We start from the raw sequence: 7,173 nt of genomic DNA, 5'->3' as shown, positions 1-7,173 counted from the left end.
GGTGTTACCCCTGGCTATATTAATGCGCCCCGTTGGGGCTAAACAACAGGGCTTGTCCGCCCTGTATCTCGGCTTTCAGCCGCCAAACGCTCTAACCCACCCGTCTTTTAGCGGGTGGTTGTTTAGTGTCCAAATTGCTAAGTGCTTGATTGTTAGTTATAGGCAAGCATAAATGCTCGCTTAATGCTTAATGCTTAGCGTAAGTTATTGATTACTAACATCCCGGGCAGCACTGGAATGAGACAATAACACCATGTCCAGCCCCGCTATTAAGCCAGAAAATTTTGCTGAGTCCTGTGTCTGGTACGCAATTATAGGTACCTATGGTTTTTACATCATCGGCGGCTTATATATTCTTGCCCCCGTGCTTGCCTGGATATTATTGCTGCATTTATTCAGCCAGTATTATTTAAACCAAAACCAACAGGCAATTCCCCTCACCGTATGGGTATGGATTTCAGCCATGCTGGTGATGGAAGTCGCCTTGCTAGGAGGACACCTACAGGCTGATCTCGGCTTAGGCAAGCTGATTAAATCAACCATAGGCTGGGCCAAAGGCTGGGCGCTGCTGGCGATTTTCCCGCTGCTCGGTGCCTGTTTGGATATTCGCCCCGCGCTCATTTACCGCGCAGCCTGCATGGTAGGCAAACAAACCCTGTGGTTATTACCGGTTTTTATACTCGCCTATATCCTGCACCTGCCGGAAACCCTGTACATCTCGCCACTAAAAGCCGTTGGCGGCCCAGGGCCGGAGTTTTTTGCGGTAGTTTTATACGAAATAGACCCCGGCAACGGCAGTCCACGCTGGCGTTTTTTCACGCCCTGGGCACCTGCCGCCGGTTTTGTCGCAAATATTTATTTTATTTTTGCCTTGCAGGAAACAGGACGCTGGCGGGTTTACGGCATACTGGCCTGCCTTGCCATCATCCTCATGTCCAAATCCCGTCTGGCGCTGGTTGCCATGTTATTTGTGCCTATATCCACCTGGGGACTGAGCAGCCTGCTACGCCCCTGGTTATGGTTTGCCGGGGCTTTTGTCGCAACCCTGGCAGGTATCACTGCCAACCGTATTATCAACTTTGCGGAAACTGCAATTGCCACATTTAAGGGCGCACGCGCCGATTCAACCCGCGTGCGCGCCATGCTGGGAGAAATCGCCCTGCATCGCTGGCGCAGCGAAACCCCCCTGTGGGGACACGGTATTGTCGAATCCGGCCCGCATCTGGTGGAATTCATGCCCATAGGCTCGCACCACAGTTGGTACGGGCTATTATTTGTCAAAGGCATTGTTGGTTTTCTGGCACTGCTGGTGCCCATGTTATGGACTTTTGTCAGCCTGCTGTATTACGCCCAGAAACGCCCCACCGCCCGCGTAGGTTTAGCGATGACTTTAATCCTGTTTTTATATACTTTTGGGGAAAACCTGGAAATTCTGGCTTATTTATTCTGGCCCGCCTTATTATTAATTGGACGGGGACTGCGTATAGAAAGCAATACATAAAAATCCAGATTATTTAGATGCTATTAACATTTGGAAGATATTACTGTTTTTCCCTTGAATCATATAAATCATGCCACTGGATAAATTTCAGGGTGTATTTTTACCACATTTGGTTTACAGTTTGCAGAGTGAATCATGCGGTAAATCGATTCTGGAGAAGATCATCATGTATGCCACAAAACCATCTGACATAAGTCCTGAAACAACGTCTCAACCAGCCGTTGTCTCTCCTGTCACATCCAATACCATACCAGTGCCTGACATCAGCGGCTTTGGCGATGCCCAGTATTACCGTAGTGGTAATGATTTAATTATTCAACATTTTGCCCGGCAACAAGTTGTTGAAGATTATTTTGTACTGAACCAGCCGCCATCTTTGCAGGGTATTGATGGTGTACTGATTTCTCCCGCACAGGTGCTGGCAGCGCTTTCCCCGCAGATGCCGGGCTGGGAAGTGGCTGATAACCGCGCCCAGCCTGCGGCGCAAACCATGATCAAAATTGGTCGCGCCACCATTGTCATAGAAGGGCCTGCGGAAGCGGTCAACATTAATGGCATCAGTCGCACCATTCAGCAAAATGACAATATTTATATCAATGACACGATTATTACCGGCCCACGCACCTATATTAAGATCACCCTGCTGGACGGGACTGTTTTTCAGCTAGGCCCCTTATCCCGCGCCACGCTGGAAAATTATGACTATGAAGAAAACGCCCAATCGGGTAGTTTTGATGCCAGCATTTTCAGTGGTATTTTTCGTTTTATCAGTGGCGGTATTGCAGAAAACAATCAAGGCACGCATACCCGCCTGAAAACCCCTTCAGCGGTTATCGGCATTCGTGGCAGCGAGATTGATGGTGAAGTCATGGGCGACGGTTCTACCGTGATTTTACATACCTCAGGTCTAATCGATATTGTTTCACGTTACAGCCAACAACAATTTTCAGTATTTGAATCCGGCACCCGGATTGATATTCCGCTGCTGCCTCAGGAAGGTGCGGGCATATCATCAGCCAGTTCAGATTTTATTTCCGGTTTCAGAAACAGCCTTGCGCCGTTAAATGCTCAGGAATTACATAATATACCTGGTATGGGCGAGGGGCTTGAGGGTCGCCTGGACAGTCCTGCTGCAAGACATGAAGCTGGTGAGCATAAAGCTGGAGAACATACCCGACCTCAGCAGAAGCAAGGTGAAAAAGCAGATGACACACAAGGTGCATCAGAACATGGGCATGAAGCAGAATCAGTAAAAGCGCGTCCACATTTTGCAAGCAAAGTTGAGCAGGGTAAAGAACATGATGAATCCAGAGAATCTGCTTATCCACCTGCACCCGCATTTATGTCACCTACCATGCCAGGAGAAGCTGGCAAGCCACCACCAGAGCAAGCACCATCCAGTTTTACAGAAGCCCCGGAATCCCAGAATGTTAATGACTTGGCACCACCTCCCGGTTCCGCTGACTTAGCACCTGAAAAACCGCCGGAAATGGCAGAACCGCCAGAGCTTGTTGAAGATTTAGAATCAGCAGAATTACCCCCGGTGGACAGTGGCTTTCCCCAGCCACCCCCTGATGTACCCGTTATTCCGCCAGAAGTGCCGCCAGAAGTGCCGCCAGAAGTGCCGCCAGAAATGCCACCAGAAGTGCCGCCAGAAGTGCCACCAGAAGTGCCACCAGAAGTGCCACCAGAAGTGCCGCCAGAGGTGCCTCCAGAAGTGCCGCCAGAGCCACCCGTTTTTACGCTGCCAGAAGATTTGCCAACGGATACCTTATTTTTACAGGAAGATGAAGCCCTGCATATTCCTGTTACAAATGACATTATTGGGCTGGATAGCCCCCCGCAACAAGGCCATGTGCAAATGCTGGATACACAGACCTTGTTATATACCCCCGTCACGGATTATTTTGGCTTTGATCAGTTCAGTTACCGTGTGCCTGGTGATGTTGAAGCAGGAGAGGAAATGGCTGAAACAGTGGTTACTGTGCCCCTGTTTGTCATGCCGGTTAATGATGCGCCGCAAGCCGAAATGCTGAGTTTTACCATGCAGGAAGATACTTTGTTATCGATTCCTGTTGCAGGCATATTGGCACAAGCCACTGATGTGGATAGCGGCGCAGAACAATTACGCCTGGGAGACATCACTGACCTGCGTAGCGAATCCGATGCCGATTTAACCCGGGGTTTATTGCGTCTCAGCGATGATGGCAAGGATATTTTGTATACCCCGCATCAGGATTATCATGGCAGCGCCTGGTTTCAATATCAGGTGGAAGACACGCAAGGCGCGCGCAGTGAATTTGCTTCCATTCGGGTGGATATAACACCCGTTAATGATACCCCACAACTCTTAAAGCCCGTTATTGAAATACCCGTACAAGCCGGTGAGACGTTTACCCTGGGGGCAGGGGATTTGTTAATGCATGTGCAGGATGTTGAACAAGATCCATTACAACTGACAGCCGTACAAAGTGGTGAAATGCTGCTTGATAATCAGGGGTTATTTTTTGATGAGCATGGCAATCAATTAAGCTTATTAAGCGGGGAAGACGGGCAGATTACAACCCTGCAAGTACAGACGGATATTGATTTTAACGGACAGATTACGCTGTCCTATGAAGTGACGGAGCAATTGGACAATGACGCAGGTGCCAGTGTCAATGGTCTGTTAAATCTGCAAGTTTTTACTGAAACTGATACTAATATCAACTCAGCACCACAGGCGCTTGATGATCAATTTCGTCTCAGCCAGCGCAGTATCTCCATTAATCCAGAAGATTTGTTAAGTAATGATACGGATATTGATGGCGACAGCCTGCAAATTATCCATGTCAGTGATGCTGTTAACGGCAGCCTGGATGTCATTCGCGATCCGGCTAATCAGCATATCACCCGTATAGACTTCACCCCCCAGACAGACAATGCTGATATCAGTACAGGTGGTTTTCGTTACACGCTCAGCGATGGTCAAGGTGGCGTGGATCAAGCCAATGTGCAGATTTTATTTGCAGCGACTCCAGCTAATCAGCCACCACAAGCAATAGATGATGTGCTGACTGTGGCTGATGCCGATAGTGTGCTAAGCCTGCCTGCAACGCAGTTATTAGCCAATGATCATGACCCGGAAAATCAACCCTTAACGCTGCTGAGCGTGGATCAGGCAATCAACGGCAGTGTGCTGCTGGATAATGGAATACTGAGTTTTACCCCGGATGCTGCATTTGCGCAGAATCTGGGTGGGGGATTTCGTTACCTGATTGCTGATGAACAAGGCGCGCAAAGCAGTGCACAGGTGACACTACGCATGGATAATCAAGCACCGATTGCCACTGATGATACTGCCATCATATCTGCCAGATCACCCAGCATCATCACCGCCAGCAGTCTGCTGGACAACGATTATGACCCGGATGGTGATCCACTGAGTCTGGTATCAGCAGGTAACGCTGATAATGGCAGCATTGCCATTGATGATCAGGGGAATCTGGTCTTTACCCCGGATACAGATTTTAAAGAGGAAGGCGGCAGTTTTGATTACAGCATCTTCGATGATGCCGGGGGCAGTGCCAGCGCAAGCGTTGCTTTAACGCCGCAGGCCTTAACCGGACAGTTTCTGGTTTTACCCAATGCCAGTACGCCATTAGCCTATGATAATACCAGCGGTGCAGTCAGTGTTGACGCACAAGCCACTATCAGCAATATGGATTTTGTACCCGCAGGCGAAACCCGTTATTTACGTGTAGACAGCACCGATCTGGATACCGGAGAACGTATTTTTATACGCCCAATGGCAGGTTTAAGCGTGGATGGAAATAACATTGCTTACAATGGCAGCACGATTGCACAACTGGGGTTATTGCCTACGGGGATCTTACTGAGTTTTGATGGCATAGTGGGTGCTCAGGCACTGCAAACGCTGTTTCGTGCGGTTAATTTTGACAGTCCGGTCAATGCTGCCGATAGCAAAAGTATTGAATTTAATTTATATGAAAGTTTTGCCGAGGCCAGTAATCGCACTGATGCTATAGACAGTAGCGGACGCATGATTGAAGTCAGCGTATCGCCATTGGTTGCAAATGATGTGCTTGTCGAATCTTTTAATGTACCGCTGTTGATTCCGCAGGATAGTCTGCTGGCAAATGATCCGGGCGTGGGCCTGACGATGAATGCCGTTAACAGCAGTGATCCCGGCGTGAATGTCAGTTTAAGCGGCAGCTCAGTGGCTTTATTTGTTGATGCTGAACAGGTTAATACGGATACCATACATTTTCAATATCAGGTTGCCGATGCACAAGGACGCACCGCAAACGCGGATGTTGAAGTCGAAGCCGATAATATACAAATTGGTGGTAATGCCAATGATATTTTAACCGCTACCCATAGCGCCAATGTACTGGTTGGTAATGCTGGTAATGACCAGTTGACGGGGAGCACTGGTAACGATATTTTACAGGGCGGCGCGGATAATGACGTGCTTAATGGTGGCGGCGGCCTTGACCGTTTACAAGCTGGTAGCGGGGATGATGTATTGCAACTGGCATCTGTCACCAGTGGCGGCCTGCTGGATGGCGGCACAGGTAATGATACCTTGTTGTTGCTGGCGCAGAATCAAAGTTTGGACTTTATTGCCAACCGCGCTTTGCCCGTTGCTCAACAATTACAAGTAACGGGCATTGAAAATATCAACTTAACGGGCAGCACCAGCAGCGCTGACAATCAACTGATTCTGGAAGCCAGTGACGTATTAAATATGGCTGATAACGCAACGCTGGCTGTCACGGGGGATGCCAGCAGCAGCGTATTTTCCACAGGCCAGGGCTGGAATAATACGGGGCCGGTGAATATTGCCGGGGTGGATTACACCCAATACAGCGTCAGCGGTGCGAACCTCCTGATCAGCACAGATATTACTAATATTTTTGTTTTTTAGTGGGCAAAATTCCGTGTAAGTCCAGTACCAATATTAAAGTTTATTGGATGGACAACACCCACCCTGTCATAGGAAGCAAGGCATTCCTGAGACCGTCAGACTATAGAAAAGACAACAACTTACGAAGACCTAAAAACGTTGTCTTTTCTATAGCTGACTACCTGGCTACATGGCTACCTTGATAAATATCATAATTGACAAGGGGATTAATCCCCTTGCTCATCAAGAGCGTAATATTTTCTTGGGTGTCCTGAATTTTTTCTTGGAGGTTGGGAACGAGAAAAATACTATATTTACAATTCTTCAATTTCTTTTTCACTCAACTCCGTTACTTGAGCAATTATTTTTAGTTCAAACCCGGCTTGTTTCATTTTTTTCGCTGTTTTTCTAGCTCCTTTAACCAAACCTATTTCTTCGCCTTCGATTTTACCTTCGATTTTACCTTCGATTTTACCTTCGACTTTTCCTTCCATTTTTCCTTCGTTATAAGCAGTATCTATAGTATTTTTTAAATCTCGATATACTTTCAGGCTGTTTTCATATTCTGCATATTCTGTAGTATCATAATTGGCAATTTCTGCCTGTTTGAATAACTTGGCAAAAATCTTTTCTTGCAATAAAGCTGGGCGAGAGGTCAAATTTTCGAGGTTTTTCAACACATAAAGCCATTTATCGAAATGAGTTTCAAGTTCATTTTCTGTTTTTGTAAATTTGGGCATTTCCAGATAAATATAGGTCAGTT

General features: G+C 47.5%; 3 protein-coding genes. 2 read left to right on the top strand and 1 reads right to left on the bottom strand.

Features of this window, described 5'->3' with window-relative positions; translation table 11 throughout:
• The first annotated feature begins 253 nt into the window (after positions 1-253).
• Both QUF61_RS17750 and QUF61_RS17745 read left to right on the top strand, forming a co-directional pair.
• Complete coding sequence (locus QUF61_RS17750) at positions 254-1,501, top strand: hypothetical protein (RefSeq protein WP_289682894.1); 1,248 nt, start codon at positions 254-256, stop codon at positions 1,499-1,501.
• Positions 1,502-1,667: 166 nt separating this feature from the next.
• The gene (locus tag QUF61_RS17745; RefSeq protein WP_289682893.1) at positions 1,668-6,431 is read left to right on the top strand and encodes an Ig-like domain-containing protein; all 4,764 of its coding nucleotides are present in this window, start codon (positions 1,668-1,670) and stop codon (positions 6,429-6,431) included.
• Between the two features lie 293 nt (positions 6,432-6,724).
• On the opposite strand, the gene QUF61_RS17740 is transcribed toward QUF61_RS17745, so the two are convergent.
• On the bottom strand, positions 6,725-7,173 hold a 449-nt coding region (locus QUF61_RS17740; RefSeq protein ID WP_289682892.1), incomplete at its 5' end, for a PD-(D/E)XK nuclease family transposase.

Origin of the sequence: Candidatus Venteria ishoeyi (genome assembly GCF_030378065.1) — a bacterium.
Lineage (GTDB): Bacteria > Pseudomonadota > Gammaproteobacteria > Beggiatoales > Beggiatoaceae > Venteria > Venteria ishoeyi.
This window is presented reverse-complemented; position numbering and strand designations above follow the sequence as displayed.

What these genes read in the sequence shown, in the direction of transcription:
- QUF61_RS17745 (WP_289682893.1), top strand. Translation starts at nt 1,668, where the DNA reads ATGTATGCCACAAAACCATCTGACATAAGTCCTGAAACAACGTCTCAA.
- QUF61_RS17750 (WP_289682894.1), top strand. Translation starts at nt 254, where the DNA reads ATGTCCAGCCCCGCTATTAAGCCAGAAAATTTTGCTGAGTCCTGTGTC.